Annotated in this window: 23 protein-coding genes; 2 read left to right on the forward strand and 21 right to left on the reverse strand. The window is 36.4% G+C overall.

Features of this window, described 5'->3' with window-relative positions; genetic code table 11:
• Nucleotides 1–89: 89 nt before the first annotated feature.
• The 6 genes from RUH95_RS01070 to RUH95_RS01090 all read right to left on the reverse strand — a co-directional run bounded on the left by RUH95_RS01070 (nt 90) and on the right by RUH95_RS01090 (nt 5,711).
• The gene (locus tag RUH95_RS01070) at nt 90–1,079 is read right to left on the reverse strand and encodes a sensor histidine kinase (protein ID WP_313890964.1); all 990 of its coding nucleotides are present in this window, start codon (nt 1,077–1,079) and stop codon (nt 90–92) included.
• On the reverse strand, nt 1,076–1,747 hold the full coding sequence (locus tag RUH95_RS01075) for a response regulator transcription factor (protein WP_313890965.1): 672 nt from the start codon (nt 1,745–1,747) through the stop codon (nt 1,076–1,078). Before RUH95_RS01075 ends, RUH95_RS01070 begins: the two co-directional genes overlap by 4 nt.
• The gene (locus tag RUH95_RS01080; RefSeq protein WP_313890966.1) at nt 1,747–2,745 is read right to left on the reverse strand and encodes an alpha/beta hydrolase; all 999 of its coding nucleotides are present in this window, start codon (nt 2,743–2,745) and stop codon (nt 1,747–1,749) included. Before RUH95_RS01080 ends, RUH95_RS01075 begins: the two co-directional genes overlap by 1 nt.
• A 204-nt stretch (nt 2,746–2,949) precedes the next feature.
• On the reverse strand, nt 2,950–4,287 hold the full coding sequence (locus RUH95_RS01085; protein WP_313890967.1) for an amidohydrolase family protein: 1,338 nt from the start codon (nt 4,285–4,287) through the stop codon (nt 2,950–2,952).
• Between the two features lie 222 nt (nt 4,288–4,509).
• The gene (locus tag RUH95_RS21490) at nt 4,510–4,599 is read right to left on the reverse strand and encodes a hypothetical protein (protein ID WP_397469473.1); all 90 of its coding nucleotides are present in this window, start codon (nt 4,597–4,599) and stop codon (nt 4,510–4,512) included.
• On the reverse strand, nt 4,599–5,711 hold the full coding sequence (locus tag RUH95_RS01090; RefSeq protein ID WP_313890968.1) for an NAD(P)-dependent alcohol dehydrogenase: 1,113 nt from the start codon (nt 5,709–5,711) through the stop codon (nt 4,599–4,601). Before RUH95_RS01090 ends, RUH95_RS21490 begins: the two co-directional genes overlap by 1 nt.
• 216 nt (nt 5,712–5,927) lie before the next feature.
• Between RUH95_RS01090 and RUH95_RS01095 the strand changes: the two genes are divergently transcribed.
• Nucleotides 5,928–6,527 carry a TetR/AcrR family transcriptional regulator gene (locus RUH95_RS01095; protein ID WP_313890969.1) on the forward strand — a complete coding sequence of 200 codons (600 nt, stop codon included), beginning with the start codon at nt 5,928–5,930 and terminating at the stop codon, nt 6,525–6,527.
• Between the two features lie 106 nt (nt 6,528–6,633).
• On the opposite strand, the gene RUH95_RS01100 is transcribed toward RUH95_RS01095, so the two are convergent.
• Genes RUH95_RS01100 through RUH95_RS01125 form a run of 6 tightly spaced genes read right to left on the reverse strand, consistent with a single transcriptional unit; the run spans nt 6,634 to nt 11,454 of the window.
• Nucleotides 6,634–7,623 (reverse strand): biotin--[acetyl-CoA-carboxylase] ligase, encoded by a 990-nt coding sequence (locus RUH95_RS01100; protein ID WP_313890970.1) that lies wholly within the window; start codon nt 7,621–7,623, stop codon nt 6,634–6,636.
• Complete coding sequence (locus RUH95_RS01105; RefSeq protein WP_313890971.1) at nt 7,607–8,806, reverse strand: CCA tRNA nucleotidyltransferase; 1,200 nt, start codon at nt 8,804–8,806, stop codon at nt 7,607–7,609. Before RUH95_RS01105 ends, RUH95_RS01100 begins: the two co-directional genes overlap by 17 nt.
• On the reverse strand, nt 8,784–9,914 hold the full coding sequence (bshA, locus tag RUH95_RS01110; RefSeq protein WP_313890972.1) for an N-acetyl-alpha-D-glucosaminyl L-malate synthase BshA: 1,131 nt from the start codon (nt 9,912–9,914) through the stop codon (nt 8,784–8,786). The genes RUH95_RS01105 and bshA overlap by 23 nt, the downstream gene beginning before the upstream one ends.
• Before the next feature lie 12 nt (nt 9,915–9,926).
• On the reverse strand, nt 9,927–10,334 hold the full coding sequence (mgsA, locus tag RUH95_RS01115) for a methylglyoxal synthase (protein ID WP_313890973.1): 408 nt from the start codon (nt 10,332–10,334) through the stop codon (nt 9,927–9,929).
• A gap of 11 nt (nt 10,335–10,345) precedes the next feature.
• On the reverse strand, nt 10,346–11,122 hold the full coding sequence (gene dapB / locus RUH95_RS01120) for a 4-hydroxy-tetrahydrodipicolinate reductase (RefSeq protein WP_313891506.1): 777 nt from the start codon (nt 11,120–11,122) through the stop codon (nt 10,346–10,348).
• Nucleotides 11,119–11,454 (reverse strand): nucleotide pyrophosphohydrolase, encoded by a 336-nt coding sequence (locus RUH95_RS01125; protein WP_313890974.1) that lies wholly within the window; start codon nt 11,452–11,454, stop codon nt 11,119–11,121. Before RUH95_RS01125 ends, dapB begins: the two co-directional genes overlap by 4 nt.
• A 110-nt stretch (nt 11,455–11,564) precedes the next feature.
• Between RUH95_RS01125 and RUH95_RS01130 the strand changes: the two genes are divergently transcribed.
• Nucleotides 11,565–12,434, forward strand: a complete 870-nt coding sequence (locus tag RUH95_RS01130) for a YitT family protein (RefSeq protein WP_313890975.1) — start codon at nt 11,565–11,567, stop codon at nt 12,432–12,434.
• Nucleotides 12,435–13,023: 589 nt separating this feature from the next.
• On the opposite strand, the gene RUH95_RS01135 is transcribed toward RUH95_RS01130, so the two are convergent.
• The 9 genes from RUH95_RS01135 to aroA form a co-directional block, all read right to left on the reverse strand.
• Entirely contained in the window at nt 13,024–13,704 is a 681-nt protein-coding gene (locus RUH95_RS01135) for a zinc metallopeptidase (protein WP_397469474.1), read from the reverse strand.
• Between the two features lie 59 nt (nt 13,705–13,763).
• The gene (gene lhaT, locus RUH95_RS01140) at nt 13,764–14,360 is read right to left on the reverse strand and encodes a lipoprotein heptaprenylglyceryl N-acetyltransferase LhaT (RefSeq protein ID WP_313890977.1); all 597 of its coding nucleotides are present in this window, start codon (nt 14,358–14,360) and stop codon (nt 13,764–13,766) included.
• 59 nt (nt 14,361–14,419) lie between these two features.
• On the reverse strand, nt 14,420–15,202 hold the full coding sequence (locus tag RUH95_RS01145) for a menaquinol-cytochrome c reductase cytochrome b/c subunit (protein WP_313890978.1): 783 nt from the start codon (nt 15,200–15,202) through the stop codon (nt 14,420–14,422).
• A 42-nt stretch (nt 15,203–15,244) separates the two neighbouring features.
• On the reverse strand, nt 15,245–15,919 hold the full coding sequence (gene qcrB / locus RUH95_RS01150) for a menaquinol-cytochrome c reductase cytochrome b subunit (protein WP_090561750.1): 675 nt from the start codon (nt 15,917–15,919) through the stop codon (nt 15,245–15,247).
• Between the two features lie 19 nt (nt 15,920–15,938).
• Nucleotides 15,939–16,442 carry a QcrA and Rieske domain-containing protein gene (locus RUH95_RS01155; protein ID WP_313890979.1) on the reverse strand — a complete coding sequence of 168 codons (504 nt, stop codon included), beginning with the start codon at nt 16,440–16,442 and terminating at the stop codon, nt 15,939–15,941.
• Nucleotides 16,443–16,601: 159 nt separating this feature from the next.
• The gene (locus RUH95_RS01160) at nt 16,602–17,048 is read right to left on the reverse strand and encodes a DUF2487 family protein (RefSeq protein ID WP_313890980.1); all 447 of its coding nucleotides are present in this window, start codon (nt 17,046–17,048) and stop codon (nt 16,602–16,604) included.
• Nucleotides 17,049–17,059: 11 nt separating this feature from the next.
• On the reverse strand, nt 17,060–17,611 hold the full coding sequence (locus RUH95_RS01165; RefSeq protein WP_313890981.1) for a ReoY family proteolytic degradation factor: 552 nt from the start codon (nt 17,609–17,611) through the stop codon (nt 17,060–17,062).
• Between the two features lie 24 nt (nt 17,612–17,635).
• The gene (locus RUH95_RS01170) at nt 17,636–18,880 is read right to left on the reverse strand and encodes a tetratricopeptide repeat protein (protein WP_313890982.1); all 1,245 of its coding nucleotides are present in this window, start codon (nt 18,878–18,880) and stop codon (nt 17,636–17,638) included.
• 91 nt (nt 18,881–18,971) lie between these two features.
• Nucleotides 18,972–20,264 carry a 3-phosphoshikimate 1-carboxyvinyltransferase gene (gene aroA / locus RUH95_RS01175; protein ID WP_397469467.1) on the reverse strand — a complete coding sequence of 431 codons (1,293 nt, stop codon included), beginning with the start codon at nt 20,262–20,264 and terminating at the stop codon, nt 18,972–18,974.
• Nucleotide 20,265: the final 1 nt, after the last annotated feature.

Genomic DNA, 20,265 nt, shown 5'->3' on the forward strand with positions numbered 1-20,265 from the left:
AGATACTACCCTTCCAAAATAGAATAGCAGAAAATCGTTTATACGTCCAAATTAAAATGGTGAAGCTTTCTTGTTTTTGAGTAGGCTAGCTATAAGTCGATAATATAAAATAACGTCCCATTTTTATCTGAATGCATTGTACATTCAAGATTTAGTATTCGAGCGGTGTCCTCAATTATCTTTAATCCTAGTCCTGCATGCTTCCTATTGGTATCAAATCCAATTCCATTATCTCTAAACTTAACGACACCAGAATCAATAGTGATCTCCATTCTTTTTGCTTTTGAATGTTTTAACGTATTTTGAAAAATGTTATCAAATAACCTTTGGAGCCACAAAGCATTACTAGTCCATACCATATCTTTTTGTGAGCAAGCATAGATTAACTCTACATTCTGGACACTGTACAAGTAGCCCCATTTTTTCACCATCATTTCCAATAAATCATTCATATTCACTTCATTAGTTAATATATAGGAATTTTCGAGAGAAGCAGTAGGTTGTAAGTTAAATTCGCTCGTTAAATCTGCAATGTATTGCACTTGTTGATCGAGTGATTCAAGTATGAATGTATGATTATTACTATTATCTTCTAGATAAAAAAGTTGCAACTTAAGCGCAGTCAAAGGAGTGTTGATGTCATGCCTCAATTTATGAAAAATTTCCTTTTGCATCTCCTCTTGCTGCTTTAGTTCTAATTCTCGATAGGTTGTTCTTTCAATTAGAAGATTGACAGATTTGATTAGCTCGCCTAGTTCATCCTCTCTTTGAACATCCAACTTATTCGGCGTTTTCTCATCGCTAGCTAAATTTCTAATTGTATGATTTAGCATATTTATTTTATTTAATAGAGAGTTAATAGACTTAGAAAAGAATAAAGCTAGTAAAACCAATGATATTAAAAATACAGCTAGCATGGTTGGATAGGCAAAGGATTCATGAAAAGGCACGCCATTATTATTCGTTTTAAAAGCAAAATCATAAATGGCTGCTATAAGAATACTTATGAATAGTAGTAATAGTGGTACGCTAACAATAGCGGAAAATAATAATAACTGGTATTTTCTCTTTAATTTCATTTTTTCATATAGGTATTTAACCGATACCCTTCTCCATATATATTTTGAATAATCTCGCCTTCTTTATCATTGATTTTCGTTCTGATTTTCTTCATATGCACATTAATAATATTTTGATTTCTATCTTCTAGCTGCCATAAATAATGAAAGAAATGATCTTTTGTTAAGACCCTATCTCTATTTTCGTATAAATAAAAAAATATTTTACGCTCGGTAGCAGTAAGACCCACCTCTTGATGTATATTGTTATTAAAAACCTTCTTATACTCTGCATCAACATATATATGTTTAATTTGCGTAAACGTACCATATTTACTTTCTAACATTTTCTTCATTCGCAGTAACAGCTCTCTTGGGTCGAAAGGTTTAATCATATAATCCTCTCCGATTGTCAACCCTTGGAGCTTGCTATCTATATCTTTTCTGGCGGTCAAAAAAATTAGAGGTATGCCTAATCCAAGATTTTTTATTTTTTGTGAGATTTGATAACCATCTTCCCCTGGCAACATGACATCCATAATAACTAAATCTATTCGCTCAATTACCTCCAGTACATCTTTCCCATCTGTTTTCCAACATACGTTATACCCTTCTCTTTGCAGTATTTTTTGTAATAAATCTCCTATCATAAAATCGTCTTCAACTATTAAAATAGTAAACATATGCATCACTTCGGCCTTTCATCGTTTTCTACTTTTTCGTTTATAAAGTTTACGGAAAGATTATATATTTCCTCAGGAGCGTATAAATAAATAGAATGCCTACCTTTAACCTCTTTGACTTCAGCTGTTTCTAATTGGTCTGCAAGTTGCTTATAATTTTCAACTTTTTGCTTCGTATATGTGGCGTTTTTATTTTCATCCGTATAGGCGGATAAAAATAAAATTGGTGTTTCAACTGGTATTGGAAGTTTAACCGATTTTTTTGCATTTTTATTATTTTGTAACAATTCTTGTTTCATATCATTATTAAATGCTTGTTTATAAGATATAGCTTTAAAAACTTCCTTTTCTTGCACTGTTAAAAAGGATTGCCTCACTACTTCCGGATCATAAGTTGCGGAGGGAAATAGTCGATGAAAACCAATTCTAGTTAAAACGTTCATTCCTCTAATTGTGAATGAGTCAGCTAGACTCATTTCATAATTTGCATATTCTTCGGGTAATCCAATATCTAAAGCGATGATCCCCTTCACTTCCTCTGGATATTTTTGTGCCCAGTAAATAGCTTCTAGTCCCGATAATGAATGAGGCACTAATATATACGGAGGTTTGTTTCCAGATAAAATAAGTGATTCCCTTGTTTGTTCTAGTATTGTATCTATGTCACGTTTATCATGAGAAACATTACTGTACCCATAGCCAGCCCGTTCAACGACAGCTATCTTATGCTCTTTTGAAAATTTACTATATAATCCTTTCATTTCATACAATGGTGCCGCAATTCCTGAACCTGCCATAAATACATAAGTATCTTTGCCTTTACCTTCACTATATACATTTATCTTTCGGTCATTTATTTCAACTAGTGTCTCCTTACTTTTTATTAGTTCAGATTCCTCACTTAATTGATACTTATGATATACAAAAATAGACATAGATACAACAAATGCTAAAATAATGCATGTTAAAAATAGAGTTTTGAATACTTTCAATATTTTTTTCATTGACTTCTCCTTTCAGGTTATAGTGAAAGGATATTATAGAAAAATAAATTTCTTATAAATTTTTTAGATTTTCATAAAAAAACTGTAAATCAATATCAATTGATCTACAGCTTTTTGCATCAATGTTATTTTATTTCCCCAACGCCATATGCATTCTTATCTTTTAAAAAAGCGCACCCACAATTGGAGGTGTTCTAAAAACCTTTATACATTAACTTCAAAACTTTCTATAAATGCTTGTACGTTTTTCATCACAGTTTCTTCAGAAGGTACTTGCTCTAATAATTCGTCTTGAGTATAGGCAGTTCCGCCTTTTATAAGGAAGTCAATTTCTTTTGTATTCCGGATATCTTCTAATGGATTTTTGTTTAGAATCACTATATCGGCTATTGCGCCTTCTTTAATAACACCTAGTTCTGGACATTTTAATGCTTCTGCCGCTACAATTGTCGCTGCTCGAATAGCATCTATTTCTTTAAAACCTGCTTGCACAAACAATTCTAGCTCCCGGTGCAGCGCCATTCCAGGTAGTGTGAATATGCCTGCTGGTGTATCTGTTCCTGCTACTACCATTCCTCCTAGGTCAAAATAGATTTTTGCAATGGTTTTATTCATTATATGCTGAATCCCTAATGACTTCATTGGATAACCCAAAATCCGTTCCCACTGTTGAATTAACCCCACATTTTCCTTAACCTTTTCCATTACTTTATTGTCAGGAAACCAATAGTTTTCTAATAAATTTGCCTGATCCAACAAAACCATCGTCGGACAGATAATAACGTTGTTTTCTAATAACACTTTACACACTTTTTCAATTCGAGCTTTGTCCGGATTATCCCAGTCAATCGTATCCCAAACAGTATCATCTGCTTGCATGGTCCATTCAGGATATATATCTTGAACGATTCCAGATGCATGCTCATTCCATCTTACTCCCATCCTTGCAGCATCTATTGCAGTTACGTCCTTAGAATAGACCAAATCACAACTAACTTCTCTATTTTTCTTTTTGGCTTCATCCACGACTACTTCCATCATTTCTTTTGACAACCAGCAGTACACCTTTATCAAATCTGCTCCTGCATCTACCTGCCTTCTCACTTCTTTTCGAGCATCTTCTGCATTATCAATATTAATATTCCATTGACTCGTTTCTCCCCATAATCCAGGTGGACCATCTATAATTCTGTCAGCCGAAATCACACGAGGGGTAGCTGCTCCAGGTGGTGCTTCTATTAAACTCTTTAATTCGATGACATTCCCACCTGTATTTCGAACAGTTGTAACGCCGGATGCAGTAAAAACTGGTGCGAACCCTTCCTTAATATGTACATGCATATCTATAAGCCCTGGCAAAACCCATTTCCCATTTACATCAATTATTTCTGCTCCACTGCTAATATTTCCTTCACAGTCTTCTACCTTTTCAACTTTTGAAATCCAACCATTTTCTATAAGAATATTGGATAGAGCTATTTCACCTGTTACAACATCAATTAAATTTGTGTTTTTCAAATAGAGCACTGTATGACCCATCATTCCCATTCCTTTTCTAATTAAATGATTTTAATCTACTAAGTGTACGTTGTTAGGTACATAAAAGTTCCTTTATTCAGATAATTAGACAGCGAATTAATCATTAATATCTAATGACATTTTCCTTTGTAGGTTATTGGCGAGCTATAGACAAATGTGGACCGCAAGATTACAAAAAATATGCCGTTGCAAGCAACAGTGTCGCTTGCAACGGCATATTCAAAATCATGTAAAGTTGATAGCTGCAAAATAAATTTCTCGAACTTCCTCATTATCTAAACGAAGCTGAAGAACTCCATCATTCGTTATGCCAATTACGCTTTATATTCTTTGTCTAAAATTAAAATTGGCTTTATTGTAGAACCCTTTTTCGAATCTTCAAATGCTTGTTCTACTTGTTCTAAGTCGTAGAATTTAACTAATTTATCTATTGGAAACTTACCATTTTTAAAGAATTTAACTAGTTTTGGAATGAATAATTGTGGTACAGCATCGCCTTCAATAACACCTTTCAGTGTTAAAGCATTTAACATTAAATCGTTTGTTACGTTGAATGTTAAATCGCGTTTACCAACTGCAACTGTTGCGCAAGTACCTTTTACGCGCAAGCAATGAAGTGCAGCAAGCGTTACTTCTGGTACACCAGTTGTTTCGAATGAATAGTGCGCACCTCGGCCGTCTGTAATTTCTTTAATTTTTTCAGTTGGATTTTCTTTAGTACTGTTGATAACATGTGTTGCACCTAACTCTTTTGCAAGTTCAAGACGACTATCGTGAATATCAACAGCGATAATTGGATCGCAACCTGCAATTTTAGCAGCCATTAAACCACTTAAACCCACGGCGCCTGTACCGAATACAACAAGGCTTGTGCCTGGTGCTGGAGCAAGTGAGTTTAACACTGTACCACTACCCGTCATTAAACCGCAACCTAATGGACCCAAGTAACGTAAATCTGCATCTTTATCAACTTTGATAACGTTTTTCTCATCAACCGTTGCATACGTACCGAACGATGATTGACCGAAGAATTGCGATACATCTTGGTGGTCATGTGTATGAATTGGTGTTAAATTATGTTTATTACGACCAGAGAAATTTAATGGAATCATGTTTTCGCATCCGCCTGCATTGCCATCTAAGCAGTTATCACAGTGACCACAATATGCGAACCCTAGTACAACGTGGTCTCCTTCTTTAACAGTTGAAACGTTAGAACCAACTTTTACAACGATACCTGAGCCTTCATGACCTAAAACTGCTGGCTGTGGAACAGGCAACGTACCATCTAATACAGTTGCATCTGTGTGACATACTCCAGAAGCGACTATTTTAACAAGCACTTCATCTGATTTTGGATCGTCAAGTAATAATGTTCGTTTTTCGAAGTCTTTCTCAGGTGTTGTTACCATAGCTATAATTTCCATGCATTTTAACCTCACTTTTTTTAGTTGTATGTTATTCTCATGTTAAGTATGAAAAGTCACAAAAAAGTCATTAATTGCGGACTCATGTAGAGTGTATAACTAGAAAGCCTCTGTTTCAATCACCAAAAAACATTTAATGTATAGGTTTTCGACACAAAAGTATTTTTGTCTGTTTATTCAACATATTTTTAAAAACGTCTAAAAAGGAGAGCCCAAATGATAAAAAAAGAAGATCGGCGTGTTGAGCGAACGAAAGAAACGCTGCGTCAAACGTTTAAAAAGCTCGTTAGAGAAAAAGGCTATTCGCAAGTAAGAGTGAAGGATATCGTCGAGGAAGCCAACTATAATCGTACGACGTTTTATGTACATTATGATGGCAAGGATGAGCTGGCAAAGGATGTAATCCACTTTGAAATGGCTGACTTTGAGTACGAATTTTGTAAACCAACGCGCGACAATCCACTGCTTGATTTAACGAGAATGCAACCAGATGGTACAAATGTATTTCAGTATATTGTCGACAATCGCAACTATTATGACCTAGTGGTTATGGATGACTGCATTCCGAATATTCGAGAAATATTACTCGGTAAATTACAATACATATTCCAAGAGAGAATGTCATTTGTCAGCGACAAGTATGTTGAAATTAACGACGAGTATTTTATTCAATATCGCTCATACGGTATTTACGGCTTTATTCTCGAATGGATTCGTAGTGACTATGACGCTTCCCCTTCCGAGATGGCTCGTCGCATTATCAATTTATTACATATCCAATCCTCTCTAATGATGCAGTTAGAAGGAGCTGAATAGTCTCTGTACTACAACAAAAAAATAAGCGTCTTCGAAATGAGTCTCGAATACGCTTATTTTCGGTGTAGGGAATAGTGGAGAATCAACAGGTGTTGAATTCGTCCAACTAGCTTTTGTTTAGTAGATGAATATCAGCAGAATAAATCTCTCGAACTTCCCCATTATCTAAACGAAGCTGAAGAACTCCGTCGTTCGTTATACCCATCGCAACCCCTTCTAATGTTTCTCTTAGCATACTTGCACGGATTCGTTTTCCGATTGTGCAGCTGTACATTTCCCAAAGAAGTTTGATCGATTCAAAGCCATTTTCAACGTATATAGTAGAATACTTCTCCAAGTAAAATAAAATCTTCGCTACTAAAGCTGCTCGATTTACTTCCTTTTGTGTTTCCACTTTTAAAGAAGTAGCAATCGATTGAATGGACTCATCAAAAGCTTCCATTTCTTGATTTACATTCACACCAATGCCAATAATAATGGACTGCACACGGTCCATATCCGCTTGTAACTCGGTTAAAATACCAGTCATTTTTTTGCCATTGATCAGTAAATCATTTGGCCATTTAATATCTGGTCGACAACCGGTTAAATCTTCTATTGCTCTTGTAATAGCTACCGCCGATACTAGTGTAAACTGCGGAGCATATTGAGGTGTTATTTCAGGACGAATAATCACACTCATCCATATTCCTTTATTTGCAGACGAATCCCAAGAACGATCGAGTCTACCTCTTCCGGCAGTTTGTTCTTCTGTAATAACGACTGTACCATGGGGAGCTCCATCTCTCGCTTGTTCCGCAGCAATATTTTGAGTGGAATCACATACTGGGTAATAAACAATATGACTACCAAGCTGCTTTGTTTCTAAAAAAGAACTAATTCTTTCTTTCGAAACGACATCTGGAGTTGACTTCAAAATATACCCTTTTTTCTTTATAGCTTCGATCACATAACCATCTTCTTCAATCGTTTTTAAATGCTTCCAAACCATTGTTCTCGATATATTTAATTGATCCGCAAGCTTTTGACCGGATATTGGTTCTCCTTTTGCCATAAGCAGCGTTGAAATAATCTTCTCTTTAATTGTCATATTCACGAAAAAACCAATCCCTTATCTGTTTTCGATCATTTTGAATTTCTCCATTAACGAGTGCAACTGTTAACTTGTCAATTACTTCTTTTAGCCATGGTCCACGTTTTTGTTCTGCCCATTCCATTAAATCATTTCCATTTACAACAATATCTTTTGAAGAAGCTAATGGTATAGCCATTTTTTGCTGATGAATTTCCTCAAATGAATACGGCAGTTGTTTTCCTGCAAGAATGCTCGTATAACTAGCCGCAGCTACAAGTACATTTTCCTCGAATTGAAAAAAGTCGTAATTCGACCAGCGATTTTCCTCTAAGTTGTTTGCTGCTTGCAACACTTTTTTAACATACATCATTTCTGCATTAGAACACTTATATTCCGCTAAGTTTATATCTATTTCCTGACTTAAAGCGAAAAACGCCCATCCATTTATTTTATTCTCAAACGCTGAAAAGGATTTCCATTCCTCTACATTTGTAGACCAATCACCAGGGAATTCTTTTGCTAAATTACTTGAAACAAACATGTCCATACCTTTTCCAGCATGAGCCGTTGTCCAAATTTTCTCCAGCTCTACTTTGACTCTCTCAATGGATACATGGCGGATAAGTTCGTGGAGAGATTGGATTGCTTCCAACGTGTTTTCATCCACTTGAAAATCTAATTGTGCTGAAAAACGAATAACTCGCAGCATTCGTAGTGCATCTTCCGAAAAACGCTTCAGCGGATCTCCAACAGCCTTTATTAAGTTCGCCTCAATGTCTGCCTGTCCTTCAAAATAATCAATGACAACATCCTCTTTCGATAAGGCCATTGCATTCATCGTAAAATCTCTTCGCTCTAAATCTTCCCGAAGTGACCGCACAAAAGCTACTTGGTCTGGTCTGCGAAAATCGGAATAAGTAGCCTCTGATCGAAATGTCGTTACTTCTATTGTTTCTTCTAACACAACTAACACTGTGCCGTGTTCTATACCGACATCAATTGTATGCGAAAATAACTGTTTGACTTCACTCGGTGTTGCACTCGTTGTAATGTCCACGTCATTTGCATGCACTCCTCTTATGAAATCGCGCACTGCTCCTCCTACAACATATGCTTCAAATCCAGCATTTTCAAGCGTTTCAATTACTTGAAATGCAACTGGCCACCGATTTTTCATCATGCTATTTTCTCGCCACTCTTTCATACATTTCTTCATATTGTTGCACAATTTTAGCTGAACTAAATTGTTCATGGACAACTTTTAAAGCTGTTTCTCTAAATTGCATATGTATTACTGGGTCCTTCAATATAGAAATTGCATACTCAGCAACCTTCTCCACGTCACCAAGTTCAACTAAATAACCATTTTCTCCGTGAGAAATTACTTCTGGAATACCGCCTACCCTTGTCCCTATACACGGCACTTCACAAGCCATTGCCTCTAATAGTACAAGACCAAATGATTCTTTTTCAGAAAGAAGCAGCATTAAATCAGAAATTGCATACAAATCCGATACTTTTTCTTGCTTCCCTAAAAATAACACATCTTTCTCCATTGCAGTGCCTTTCAGCATTTCCATCACTTGATGCTTTTCAGGTCCATCACCAACTAATAAAAGCTTTGCAGGAATTTCCTTGTGAATTAATTCGAAGCTTTTAATAATATCTGGTACATTTTTTACTTTTCTAAAGTTAGAAACATGGATAATTACTTTTTCATCTGGCTGAATTCCAAGCAATTCTTTTAAGTTTCCAGTATCTTTCTTTCTATACTCTTTTTCATCTACAAAATTATACACAGTCTCCAGTTCTTTATTTGGAGAAATAAGTTCCATCGTTTGTTCTGCTAATGAATTAGATACTACCGTCACGATATCAGACTTTTCAATGCCATATTTAATCGCTCCTGTTAAAGAGGAATCATATCCAAGCACCGTAATATCTGTTCCATGCAACGTAGTAACAATTCCAATATCTGAATTTGCCATATCTTTTGCCAGAATTGCACATACTGCGTGAGGGATAGCGTAATGAACATGCAGTACATCTAACCCTTGATCCACGATAACCTCTGCCATTTTGTTCGCCAAAGCAATATCATACGGTGCATATTGAAAAACAGAATAGCTATTTACTTCCACTTGGTGGTAAGTAATGGTTGGATACATTTTGTTCAAACGAAAAGGTACACTTGACGTGATGAAATGGATTTCATGTCCTCTATCTGCTAACATTTTTCCAAGTTCTGTCGCAATAACGCCAGACCCACCAACCGTCGGATAACAAGTGATACCAATTTTAAGTTTTCTCATTTACTCACTTCCTTATCGTGAACGTCTTTCTTCTAATAAACGCCAGTCTAAAAATCCTTGCTCGATTCCTTTTAACAAAATTTCAGCTGTCCCCATATTCGTCGCTAATGGAATTTGATATACATCACATAATCGAATAAGTGCAGTAACATCCGGTTCATGTGGCTGTGCTGTTAAAGGATCTCGGAAAAATATAACCATATCCATTTCATTATTAGCTATGGCAGAGCCAATTTGTTGATCTCCACCTAATGGGCCAGATTTGTATCTAAAAATAGGTAATCCTACTTCATTTATAATTCTAGTCCCTGTTGTACCTGTTGCAAACAATTCATGATCCTCTAAAATGGACTTGTAAGCCGTAACAAATTGGATCAAATCTTCTTTTTTTCTGTCATGTGCTACTAATGCTATTCTCATCCAATCTCCTCCTATAATATAATGTCTTCTAACCCATAAATAAGTGTATCTTGTTTCATAATTTCCGTAATAGAAAGTACAATTCCTGACATGAAAGACGTGCGAGTAAATGAGTCGTGACGAAGCGTTAACAATTGCCCTTCACCACCAAGTAATACTTGCTGATGCGCAACTAGTCCTGGTAAACGAACGCTATGAATATGCATACCCGAAACGTTAGCTCCTCTAGCACCAGCTAATATCTCTTCTTCTACTTCGTGACCTTGCTCAAAAGGAGGACGTACTTCATTGATCAATTGAGCTGTTTTAATAGCTGTTCCAGAAGGAGCGTCAATTTTTTGATCATGATGCATTTCAATAATCTCCACATCTGGCAAGTATTTTGCTGCCATTTGAGAAAACTTCATCATTAGCACAGCTCCGATAGAAAAGTTTGGGGCAATAATACAGCCTATCTTTTTCTCTTCCACTTTTTTTCTCATCTCTTCTAATTGTAAATCAGTAAAGCCAGTTGTACCAATAACAGGTCTTACACCATTATCTAAAGCAATTATCGCATGCTCATAAACTGCTGCTGGAACTGTTAGATCAACTAGCACATCTGGTGCCGTTTGATAGATTAGTTCTGTTAATGAAGTGAAAACGGGAATATCATTTTCAATAAAAGCTTCTTCTTTTCTATGGTCCAACACACTTACTAATTCAAAATCATTATGTTTTAAAATAGATGCAACTGCTTCTTTTCCCATTCTTCCTCTTGGTCCTGCTACTGCTACTTTAATCATTATTCCAAACCCTCCTTTTTAGTCCAACGATCTTTGTCTCGTGTATTGTATTTATGTAATACATCTCGTAAAGACTGTTGTAAATCAATACCTTCTGCGTTGGCCATGCATATAAGTACGAAAAAGAAATCGCCCATTTCATCCGCAAGCTCTTTTTCTACTTCTGTATGTTTCTTTTTCTTCGCGCCATATTTATGCTGAACTTCTCTCGATAGTTCTCCAAGTTCTTCCGTTAATCGTGCTAGAAGTTCCATCGGAGGAAAATATCCTTCTTTAAACTGGCTTATGTATGCATCAACATCATTTTGTAACTCTTTTAATGATTTGTTTTCCATAATAAATTTCACACTCCTCCTATCATCCTAATAAATAAATACACTGGTTGTCAAAAGCAATTAAATAAATGATAATAATAAATGTGTTAATTACTAAAAGAGGTGTTTCAATGGGGATTGGATTAAAGTTAAAAAACATTATTTTTATTATTATAGGGGCAGCAATATTTAGTTTCGGTTTTATACATTTCAATATCCAAAATGCGCTTGGAGAAGGCGGATTTTCAGGAATTACGTTAATTTTGTATTTCGTATTCCATTGGGATGTTGCTTTAATGAACTTATTACTTAATATTCCTATGTTTTTCATCGGGTGGAAGCTTCTTGGACGAAAAGTATTTTGGTATACAGTCATTGGAACAGTTTCTGTTTCGTTATTTTTGAAAGTTTTTCAAGTTTACGAAATTCAAATCGGCTTAAACGATGATCTGTTCCTTGCTTCTCTGTTTGCAGGTGTATTCATCGGAACTGGTCTAGGTATCATTTTCCGTTTTGGTGGAACTACAGGCGGCGTAGACATTATTGCGAGGCTTGTTCAAAAGTATTTTGGATGGACAATGGGAAAAACAATGTTCATGTTTGATGCTGTCGTGATTTTGCTTTCCTGGCTTACTTTTTTAGATATTCGTTCAATGATGTATACACTTGTTGCTGTTTTTGTCGGAGCACGAGTAATCGACTTCGTCCAAGAAGGTGCATATGCGGCTCGTGGTGCGTTTATTATCTCAGAGCATCAGGATGCAATAGCTAATAGAGTTGCGACCGAAATGGAGCGTGGAGTGACTGTTTTAAGAGGGTATGGTCATTATACGAAAAAAGATCGTGAAATACTTTATTGTGTTATTGCAAAAAATGAAATTATCCGTTTAAAGACGATTATTACAGCAGTTGATCCACATGCATTTGTAACTGTAACAGAAATGAATGATGTGATGGGTGAAGGTTTCACGTTAGATGATAATAAAAAACCAATACATTAAACAAAAACATCGTAGCAACCTAGTTTCCGACTCACTCTAGGCTTCACATTGGGCTATACGATAAACGGGAAAATTTTTAAAGCTTGTTGGAAGTGGCCCGCCACTCCCAACAAGCTTTTTCTTCGGTCATCATATGGCTAATGTTTGCCTTTCGTTCGCCAGAAACTTTAATGCCAAATAATTAAACACTTTTGGCAATAGGAGAAGCAAGCTCATTCTATCTAGTAAGCAAGCTGCCAAAGATGCAATTTGGGCAGCTTATTGTAGGTTTTTACAAAGAGACACTTCTATAAAATTTGGACAGAAAGTGTCAAAGTAGAAAGAACATGAATCCATTTCCCCTATACTTCCTTCCTCTCTATATGTACCTTAAGCCCTATGTTCATACTAAAAAAAGGATTGTCCTTCGTCATTTCTGACATAGGACAATCTTTTTTAGGCAAATAATAAATATAAACTTTCAAACTTATTATTTGTCTAGCTTCAGTGCCTAGCCCCTCGGGGTCAAATGTGAAAAGTGCTCCTGCGATTACTCGTCGCAGAAGATCGTGCCTGTCGGGGCAGACATAGGCTCTTCCGCTTTTCTTTATTAGTCATCTCTATTCGTCATACCTGTGTAAATTAATACTAAACGTACTAACTCAAGCACAGCAACTGCAGCTGCGGCTACGTATGTTAAAGCAGCAGCATTTAATACTTTTTTCGCATGACGTTCTTCTTCATTGCGAATAATACCTAAGGACACCATTTGGTTCATCGCACGGTTTGACGCATTAAATTCAACTGGTAATGTAACAATTTGGAACACTACACCTGCTGCAAGTAATACAATACCTAACAGCAACATTCCACTCATCGACGACAACATTCCTATCATGATGAATATCCATGAAGCATTCGAAGAAATATTAGCAACCGGAACTAACTTATGTCTTAATGATAAAAATGAATAAGATTCTTTATGTTGAATCGCATGTCCAACTTCATGCGCGGCAATTGCAGCACCAGCAACAGAAGCCTCACGGTAGTTATGTGTAGACAACGCGACTATTTTTGTCATCGGATTATAATGATCACTTAAAAAGCCACTGCTTTCAACTACTTTTACATCCTGTAAACCATTTTCATCTAAAATAGTTCTAGCTACTTGAGCACCTGTCATTCCAGAAGTAGAACGAACTTTAGAGTACTTTTTATACGTACTTTTCACTTTCATTTGTGCATATATCGGTAGCAATAAAATTATTGCAAAATATATGATATAAGAAATCAACGTTCATTTCCCCCTCTCAATCTATACTTATATAATAAATGCAAAACAGTAATCCATCAACTAATTCGCTTTGACCTTTTTTGATATACATAAATGGCAATACAAATACAAGCAATAGATAACCAAAAAGTGAAGTAACCAATATTATTTGCAAACTTGTTCAAGCTTCTATACATTGGCATTTGCCCAAAAACATAGTCTATGACATCATTATGCAAAGTCCATATCGAAGCGATTAAAATATGTATCCATGTGAATCGGTAAAAAGGAATATACAAAATTGCTTGTAAAGCCATTGCAAAGTGAGAAGCTACAAGCATCCACCCCATCCAACCAAGCGATCCGGTTTCTACAAATGTCCATATATTCATAACAACTGCCCACAAGCCATATTTCACAAGTGTTATTAAAGCAAGTGCTTCGATTAGTTTCCAGTTTTTCTTTAACAACCAGCCAAATAACGCAATAGTGAAAAATAAGCTAGCTGTTGGACTATCTGGTACGAATAGATAAAACTTAGGCTCAGTATTAGACAATTGTCCTTCGTACCAATAGTAGCCATATATCGTCCCAACTATATTAACAACGAATAATAGCCACATAAATGATTTATTGTATAGAGTCATTTTAATAAACATCGCAAGATCTTTCATTCCAACGCTCCTCAAATAGTAGGTAAAAAAAAAGAGCCAGTTACCTGACTCTTTTTTTGTTATTCTGGTGGTTGTAATGTAGTGATAAATTCTGCAAGTTTTTGAAGTTCTTCTTCAGACCCTTGGAAAGTACCACCTGGCATTCCGCCTAAACCATCATGTGCAATAGTTACAATTTCATCGGCAGTAAGATCTAAACCAATTAATGGTTTACCTAATGCGCCTTCAAATGCATTACCATGACAGCCTATGCAGGAGGAGCCCAAATAAATTTGGTATCCTTCAGCGTTTTCATCAATTTCAACTGCAGGAACTTCTTCTTTAATTTTACCGTATTCTTTAGCAGCTGCCCAATCATGGTTAACTACTGATTCCCAAGTTAAGAAAATAATAGCAGCAATAGCTAATACCATAAATCCTGTTGGTAAAGGACGTTTAAATGGACTTCTTTCTTTACTTGTATCTAAAAATGGTACTAATAAAAGTGCACCAAAAGCTAAACCTGGCATTACGATTGCTCCGATAATATTAAATTGACCTGAAGCAAACTCATATTTTAATAACTGGTATAAGAATAAGAAATACCAGTCTGGTACTGGAATATAGCCCGTGTCAGCTGGATCAGCTGGACGTTCAAGTGGTGACGGATGTGCAACTGTTAGAACTAAATAGCCAACTAAGAACACAGCACCTACTAACCATTCTTTTAATAAGAAGTCAGGCCAGAAAGCTTCTGTTTTACCTGGATACTCTGAATAGTCTTTCGGTTGTTGTTTTTTACGGCTAGATGGATGTGTTACACGAGAGTCACCGACAAATTTCATACCTTTTCCGCGATGCATAATGTCCCCTCCTTTTGAAGAATTATCTGTTCCACTTCCCCATTAAAGTGGTCCAGAAATACCTTGACGACGAATCATGATAAAGTGAGCTGCAAGTAATCCAAATAAAGCAGCCGGCAAGAAGAACACATGAATCGCAAAGAATCTTGTTAATGTTTGTGCACCGATGATTGTTTCATCACCAGCTAAAAGTGTTTTAATTATTCCACCAATAAATGGAACAGATGCTGCAATTTCAATACCAACCTTCGTTGCGAACAATGCTTTCATGTCCCAAGGAAGTAGGTAACCTGTAAATCCTAAACCTAACATAACGGCGAAGATTAGTACTCCGACCATCCAGTTTAGTTCACGAGGTTTTTTATAAGAACCAGTAAAGAATACACGTAATGTATGTAAGAACATCATAACAATAACTAGCGATGCTCCCCAGTGATGCATCCCACGCACGATTTCACCGAATGCTACTTCATTTTGAAGGTAGTAGACAGATTCCCATGCATTTTCAATATCCGGTACGTAATACATTGTTAAAAACATACCTGATAATATTTGAATAACTGTGATGAAGAATGTTAATCCTCCGAAACAGTATACAAACGCTGAGAAGTGATGTGCAGGGTTTACGTGTTCTGGTACTTCATGGTCTGCGATATCACGCCAAATTGGAGTAATATCTAGACGTTCATCCACCCAATCATAGATTTTATTCAGCACTGTTGTCGTACCCCCTTACTTAAACTAATGTATTAGGTATAGCTTTACCAATTTCTAAGAAACCGTCATTTACACGAACTTCAAATTGATCTAACGGACCTAGTGGTGGCGTTTTTGGTACATTTTTACCATTCTTCTCGTAACGACCTGCGTGACACGGACAGAAGAATTGATTTTTGTGTGCTGGGTCACCTTCCCAGTTTACCGTACAGCCTAAGTGCTTACATACTGGTGAAAGAGCGATAATCTCGTCTCCTTCTTTGTAAACCCATGCAGCATTTGTTACATCAGACTTGTACCATGCATCCACTTGTTCAAATGTGAAGTCAACACGTTCAGGAACTTCTGTAATATCAGCAACTTTTTTGTCAGTTAAGACAAAATCTCCGCCTTCTTTTTTTTGCAATACAGGATCAATTGCAAATCGTACCATTGGCATCAGCATTCCTGCCGCCATAAATCCGCCAACACCAGTTAATGTATAACTAAGGAATTGACGTCTTGATACTCGATTGTTACTCATGCTTTTTCCCCCCTCATACTTAAAGGTCAGTCCAATGGACATACTTGCTTGAAATAATAATACTAGGACATATCAATGATATATCAATAAAAAAGGAAGGTCAATATTCCTTTCACACGATTTGTGAACTTTATGAACATTTATTGAAATAAACTGTCACTAATTTGCCCATTTTTTCGCGAAAATAGGAATAAGTTGGCGAAGTTGGTCTTCTAACACAGAATTTTTCATTTTGGGATCCATTGATTCTAGTGGAATAGATGGAATCCACATAACGTTTTCTTCTTCCCCCATTGTACTCCATTCTTTATCAGAAGTAAGGAAAAAAATATGTTTGAATTCTGCTTTTTTTAATTCTTCTTTCCAACTTTCTATTAATGACTGCTTGTCCTGCCCTTTCGTATAAGAAAAGGAAGGAAATAATACGATCCTTCCTCGGAATTGATTTTCTACCGTATTTGACAACGATAATATAAAATCAGCTGCAGATGCCGCAAATTGGAATCCGTATTCAGAGCCATCTATTAGTGTTAGTGGAATTACTGCCGTATCTATATATTCTTTTTGCGCTTGAAAAACAGCACTATCTTTCCCATTCCAATGCATGACAATCTCTCCTAAATCTTTTTGTGTTGTAGCTCATTCCATAATGCGGATAGCTCATAAAATTTTGTTTTATCATTTTGATCGATTGCTTCATCAATTTGTTTTTTCAATTGCTCTATCTGAAAAGAATGCAAGCTTTCTGTTAAAATGCTTTCTGCAATAAGTTGGTCTTTTTCACTAATATGCAAATACTTCGGCATATACGGATTTTCTTCTAACACTGCTAAATATTCCGTACTAGGTGGCATTGTTTGGAAATTTAGTTGTATATACATTTCTTCATCCGGGTGCAGCCTTAAATCATGAAAAGATTTCTCTGCGTCTGCTGTCATAATACTTCCCTTATAAAAGCGAAAAGGGATTCCAGAAGATGTTGTAACAGACATAACCATTGCTCGTGGACAATAATGCGCTTCCTCCACAAAATGTACGTTATTTAATAATGTCTCGTGACTTATTAAGTAATTCAAGATCCACACGCATTCTCTTCTTTTCATTTGATACTTTTTTAAAAACCAACGGACAAATTCTTTTTTCTCGCCAACTGAAACAGAAGCAGTCACGTAACCTCTCCTTCCTTTACTTAGTTATTCACTCATCTCAAACCATGTGCTATTCTCAGGATCTAATTTTTGCAATAAAGCAACAACTCCCATTGCTTCTTCTCGTTTTCCATCTTCTAGCAAGAAATAGAAGTATTTCTCCAAAAACTGTGCATCCTCTTTAAGTTCAGTATATGCTAACTTATAAAATTCGTATGCTTTTTCATAAATTTCTAAACGCTCATACGCTGAAGCTAAAAATGGGTACATAGACGACCATTCAAACTGGTCTTTTTTCAATGTTTCATACAGCTCTATCATATCTTCATCTTGCTCTTCCTTAGATAACAGGGAGGTTAACGTAAAAATAGCATCCATATATTCTGGATCTAACGCTATCGCTTCACGCAAAAACTTTTCCGCTTCTTTCACTCTACCCAATTTTAAAGAAATTTTACCTGCAAATAAATAATATTCTTTTTCAAACTCATCTCGAGCTATACCATCCTCAATTGCTTTTAGTGCTTCTTCATTGTTTTCAAGCATTGCATTCGCTTCTGCGAGTAACATATATGCCGAGAAATAATCTGGATCCATTCCCAATAAATTTTCTAAATGGTTAATAGCTGTGCTGTAATGTTGCACTTGAAAAGAAGCATACGCGGCATGAAATAATACGTCTGGCGCAACTTCTTTCTTCAGCGCTTCCGTATAATAAGGAATTGCTTCTTCATACGCTGCTCCCGCACTATATATTTCAGCAAGCTTCAAAGATAAATCAACTGCTGGAATTGTCTCTTGAACTGGAAGCAACTCCTCCATAATGCGTGCTGCTTCTAAATAACGGCCAGTTTCAAATAACAACTCACCTTTTGCATACAAAAGTAAAGGCTCATTTGGAATTAGTGCAATTGCCTCATTTATCTTTTGCTCAGCCACTTCATAAAGCCCAATCATTTGATAATAGTCCGCCAAAGTTAATAACGCTTGCGGATATGCTTCTGCCGATTTGTCTACGCTAGTTAAAAGATCTAACGCTTCATCTTCTTTGTCCATTTCCAATAAAAGCTGCGCTTGATCAATTTTCAACTGATTTTCTTCTGGAAATAAAAACTCAAGATGCTCTAATATTTTCAAAGCTTCTTGAAGATAGCCGTACTGAGAAAATATATCTGCAAGTTCATATTGTGCATCTGGATTTTCTTGCAATAGAAATGGTTCAAGCAGTGTCGTAATTTTTTCTACATTTCCTTCTTCCATCGCTTGTAGAAATGGTTGTAGTTTATCCATCTAAATCACCCGTCCTTTTAGTATCCCATTAATCGTACAGGACAGATTCATGTCATACAAGTAAAAAACTCTCCGGTAAGGGAGAGTTTCATCATTTTACGATTGTTGCAAGCTGTTCAAAGAAGTTTGGATAAGAAACAGCGATACATGCTTCGTTATCGATTGTTACTGCGCTCGATGTAATGAGAGAAGCAATTGCAGCCATCATACCAATTCGGTGGTCTCCATACGTTTTTAAATCGCCACCATGCAAAGGAGTTGGCCCTTCTATTACCATCCCATCTGCTGTTGCGGAAATAGTCGCACCGAGTTTCTTTAATTCATTCACAACAGCATCAATGCGGTTTGTTTCTTTCACTTTTAGTTCTTCCGCATCTTTAATAATCGTTTTACCAGTTGCTTGCGTTGCTAGAAGTGCAAGAATAGGTATCTCATCGATCAATCTTGGGATTAAGTCGCCACTAATTACAGAACTTTTTAATGTAGAAGTTTCAACTGTAATATCCCCTATTTCTTCATGGCTCACATTGTTTAATGCTTGTATCGTTATTTTTGCATTCATCGCTTGAAGTACATCAAGAATTCCTGTTCTCGTTTCATTTAAGCCTACATTTTGCAAAGTGAGCTTACTATTAGGAACAATAGCACCTGCAACTAGAAAGAATGCTGCGGACGAAATATCTCCCGGCACAACGACATGTGTTCCAGTTAAAGTTTGCCCACCTTTAAAACGAATCGTCTTGTCTTCCACCGAAATAGTCGCACCAAAATGTTGCAACATTTTCTCCGTATGATCACGAGACGTTTCTGTTTCAATTACGACTGTTTCCCCTTCTGCATTTAAAGCTGCAAGTAGTATAGCTGATTTCACTTGTGCGCTCGCAACAGGCATCTTATATGTAATGCCTTGCAGTTTCGTTCCCTCAATCGCAATCGGCGTATATTGTCCACTTTCACGTCCAATAAAAGATGCACCCATTAGCTTTAAAGGATCTGTTACTCGTTTCATCGGGCGTTTTTGAATAGATTCATCTCCAATTAATACGGAGGAAATAGATGAACCTGCAAGAATTCCTAACATAAGACGTGTTGTTGTACCAGAATTCCCTGTATATAAAATTTCATCTGGCTCTTTCCAAGCATCCATCCCGTTACTATGAACCGACACGTTTTCGCCGTCTACAGAAATTTTGACTCCTAATTTTGAAAAGCAGTCGATTGTGCTTAAGCAATCATCGCTTTGTAAAAAACCTTCAACTGTCGTTGTCCCTTCTGCAATCGCTCCAAACATGATGGAACGATGAGAAATCGATTTATCTCCAGGTATTCGAAGTGAACCTTGCAAGGAAGGTTGTGCATAATCTAATACTTTACTCACTGTCATT

Origin of the sequence: Psychrobacillus sp., from assembly GCF_032154225.1 — a bacterium.
Classification (GTDB): domain Bacteria; phylum Bacillota; class Bacilli; order Bacillales_A; family Planococcaceae; genus Psychrobacillus.